The organism is Streptomyces sp. NRRL WC-3549 (genome assembly GCF_000721935.1).
In the GTDB taxonomy this organism is placed as follows: Bacteria; Actinomycetota; Actinomycetes; order Streptomycetales; family Streptomycetaceae; genus Streptomyces.
The window spans coordinates 57,632-61,130 of sequence record NZ_KL585427.1 but is presented as its reverse complement, the minus strand read 5'-3'; the positions used below and the strand labels follow the sequence as shown (position 1 = coordinate 61,130).

The following is a 3,499-nucleotide window of genomic DNA, read 5'->3' as shown; positions in this document are numbered from 1 at the left end:
GCGGCGGCAGGAGCAGCTCGAAGCCCCGCTCCTCCAGGCCCTCGCGGATCTGCCGGGCCCGGGCCCCGTAGCGCCGGCCTCGGGCCGCGACGCCCTCTTCGAGGGTCAGGTCGAGCGCCGTGTCCAGGGCCCGCAGCACCTGCAGCGCGGGCGTGAACTGCGGTACGGAGGCGATGACCTGGGCGCGGTAGTTCGCGTACAGGTCGAAGTAGAAGGTTCGTGCGGGCACCGGTTCCAGGGCCTCGAACCGCGCCCGGGGCGCGCACACGAAGCTGATGCCGGGCAGGCCCTCCAGACACTTGTTGGCGGTGCCCACACACCAGTCGACGTGGTCGACGACCACGTCCAGCTCCTCGGAGCCCAGACTGCTGATGGCGTCGACGATCAGCGACCTGCCGTGCCGGGCGACGAGCGCCCCCAACTCGTGCACCGGGTTGAGCATTCCGGTACTGGTCTCGTGGTGCACGGCGGCGACGTGCGTGACCTCCGGGTGGTTTGCGAGGTGCCGGTCCACCTCGTCGAGCGCGAGGGGGTTGGCCCAGCCGAACTCCAGCCGGTCGGCGGGGATCCGGTGGACGGTGGCGATGCGGAGCAGCCGTTCGCCGTAGTGGCCGTTGTCGAGGACGAGGAGGCGGCCCTCGGCCGGCACGACGGAGCTGACGACGGCCTCCAGGGCCGCCGTGCCGGAACCGGTGAGCAGCACCGCGGCGTGCTCCGGCCCCCCGCCGCTCACCTCGGTGATCTTCCGGGCCACGGAACCGAGGAGTTCCCGGGCCTCGGGCTCGCGGTGGCATTCGTCGGGCGAGGCGAGGGCGGCGCGGACACGATCGTGGACGTTGACCGGTCCCGGGTTCAGCAGGACGACCCGGTCGGCGCGGTCGGGCGCGGTGGTCATGGCGTGTCCTCCAGGGGCGGGGCGGGGGAGCGGCGCGCGATCAGGGTGCGGGGGGTGTCCGCGGGCCAGGTGGGCAGCGGGGCGAACAGGTGGCGCAGGCTCGGAGCGGACCTCTCCCCCCGGGTGATCAGGCACTCGGCACCGCGCCGGGCGTGTGCGGCGAGGGCCTCGGCCTTGCCCTCCATGGCGCCGGTGGCGTCCCAGGCGTCCGTCCAGAACAGGCGGCGCGCCCCCTCCATGTCGTCCGGGTCGAGGTGGGCGAGGACCGGGCTGCCGGGCCCGTCGCCGGTGTGGATGCCGGCGACGTCGGTGAGGGCGACCACGCGTACCGGACCGAGGCCCAGATCGAGCAGGACGGCGGGCACGTCGTCGCTGCTGAGGATGCGCAGGGAGCCCCGGGCGGTGATCACGCAGTCGCTGGACAGGACGGGCAGCGCCCCCTCGTCGAGGAGGCGGCGCACCACGGAGGTCTCGGTGGTCGTGGTGCCGTCCGGCGACTCGTTGAGCATGGACGTCACCTGCAGCGGGACGGCCCTGACCCCCCGGTCGCGCAGCCGTGTCGTCCAGGCCCAGCGCATGAGGAAGGCGGGCTCGGTCAGGGCGACCGCGGCGTAGGGGTCGTCCTCGGCCGCCTTGATGCGCAGGCCGACCGGGTGGCACAGGGCGCCCCCGCCGGTCACCAGGACGACGCGGCCCGGGAACTCGGCGACCAGCCCGGCCAGCAGGCCGGCGTAGTCGTCGATGGCCGTGTAGTCGGTCCGTCCGGTGTGCCGCTTGTCGGAGAGGAGGCTGCCGCCGACCTTCAGGACGAGCAGGCCCGGCGCCCCGGCCGGCCGGTCCGCACGGGGCTCCAGGGCGGTGGACGGTGCGCCGGTCACCGCAGCGGCACATTCGAGACGGTTCCCGCCGTGTGCCGGCCGGAGTTGAACAGCCGCGCGAGGAAGCCCTGCTGCCAGCGCACGGGCTGTCCGTCGAGGGTGCCGTAGTGCTCCAGGTAGTCGGTGTCGTCGGGCCGCACCGCGTCGAGGACGTGGGCGGGTACGGACTCCGGGTAGAGCACGGCGGTGAAGTGCAGCGCGTAGTAGACGATCTCCGCGGCGCCGACCTTGTCGACGCGCTCCAGGAACCGCCGCCAGGCGTCCTCGCCGGTGGCCTCGGCTACCAGGCTCAGGTCGAGGAACTTGCTGAGCTGGAGGTCCTGCTTGCCCTCGACGAAGTGCAGGCTCACCGCCTCCTTGTGGAGGTGGGAGCAGAGGTCGAGGAGACGGTCGTCGGGTGCGGGTGCCCAGGCGGGCGCGCCGCACAGCACGACGGGGACGGCACGGTCGAGGAGTTCGGCCGCGCCCACGGAGATGCCCGTCTTCTTCTGGAAGATGTCGTGGCAGATGTCGACGTTGAAGTCGGTGACGTCGGGCCGGCCGCCCGGCTTGCGGTACGGCAGCTGGTTGCTGAGGTTGACCTTCCAGAACAGCTGGGTCTCGCGGCTGTACGGTTCGATGCGCTCCCCGTCCTCGGCGACCTCGCCCTGGGCGTAGCCGAGCCGGTCGAGCACCTGGTGCGCGGCGGGGGCGTCGTCCCGGTCGAGGAGGACGTCGAGGTCGGCGATGCGGCGCAGCGCGGGGTCGTGGTACTCGCCCTCGCCGAGGGAGAAGCCCTTGCGCACCGCGAACCTCAGCCCGGCGGCCTCCAGTTCGGCGAACACCCGGCCGAACTCGTCGGCCAGGGCCTGGTTGCGGGTGCGGTTGGCGAGGTAGGCGCCGATGAACACCCACGGGTAGGGGAAGCCGGCCGACCCGCCCGCCGTGCGGTCCAGACGGTACCGGTCGACGTGCCGCCCGATCAGCGGCAGCATCTTGTGCCAGGCGGCCGCTTCGAGGAAGGCGCCCCAGTCCAGCCCGGGGCCGTCCGCGAGGCCGCGGATCTCGGCGAGGTCGTCGGGGGTGAGCCGCAGCCGGGCCATCTTCAGGAGCAGCCGGGCGTGGGCGGGCAGGTCCTCGACGGCCACGTCACGCACGCCGACCGCGGCCGGTGCGTGGGAGGTGCTGTCGTAGGTCGTGTCTCGGGACGTGTTCTCGCTGGCCATGTCACACCTCTGCCGGGGGAGTGCCGTCCTGCGTCAGTCGTCGCAGCGCACGGTGGTCGGTCTTGCCGTTGGGAGTCAGCGGTAGCGCGTCCAGCTCGGTGAGGTGGCGCGGCACCATGGCCTCGGGGAGTGCGTCGGCCAGATAGCTCATCAGCGCTTCGGCCGGGGCGGGCCCGCGCAGCGTGTAGTACGCGGCGAGTTCGGGCTGCCCGGAGACGACGGGGACGGCGACGGCGCACCGGTCGACGGCGGGGTGCCGTCGCAGTACGGCCTCGATCTCGTCGAGCTCCATACGGACCCCGGCGACCTTGACCTGCCGGTCGACGCGGCCCAGGTACTGGACGACGCCGCCCTCGAAGCGGGCCAGGTCGCCCGTGCGGTAGAGCCGCCCGGTGGGTGAGCCGGGGTCCAGGGCGTCGGCGAGGAACGCGCCCGCATTGTTCTCCGGGTCGTTGACGTAGCCGAGCCCGACGACCACCCCGCCGACGAACAGTTCGCCCACCTCGCCGGGTTCGGCGGGC

At 73.1% G+C, this 3,499-nt stretch carries 4 protein-coding genes; all 4 read right to left on the bottom strand.

Features of this window, described 5'->3' with window-relative positions; genetic code table 11:
* The coding region (locus IH13_RS38800) for a pyridoxal-phosphate-dependent aminotransferase family protein (RefSeq protein WP_031089071.1) at nucleotides 1-895 on the bottom strand (895 nt) is incomplete at its 3' end.
* On the bottom strand, nucleotides 892-1,773 hold the full coding sequence (locus IH13_RS0129360; protein WP_031089070.1) for an amino acid kinase family protein: 882 nt from the start codon (nucleotides 1,771-1,773) through the stop codon (nucleotides 892-894). The genes IH13_RS0129360 and IH13_RS38800, both read right to left, overlap by 4 nt.
* Nucleotides 1,770-2,978, bottom strand: a complete 1,209-nt coding sequence (locus tag IH13_RS0129355) for a nucleotidyltransferase family protein (protein WP_031089069.1) — start codon at nucleotides 2,976-2,978, stop codon at nucleotides 1,770-1,772. The genes IH13_RS0129360 and IH13_RS0129355 overlap by 4 nt, the downstream gene beginning before the upstream one ends.
* A 1-nt stretch (nucleotide 2,979) precedes the next feature.
* Nucleotides 2,980-3,499, bottom strand: a 520-nt coding sequence (locus IH13_RS0129350) for an AMP-binding enzyme (protein ID WP_158791383.1), incomplete at its 5' end; no start/stop codon positions are given.

Bases quoted from the DNA above. Each gene is read 5' to 3' on its own strand.
- IH13_RS0129355 (WP_031089069.1), bottom strand. From the start codon at position 2,978: ATGGCCAGCGAGAACACGTCCCGAGACACGACCTACGACAGCACCTCC.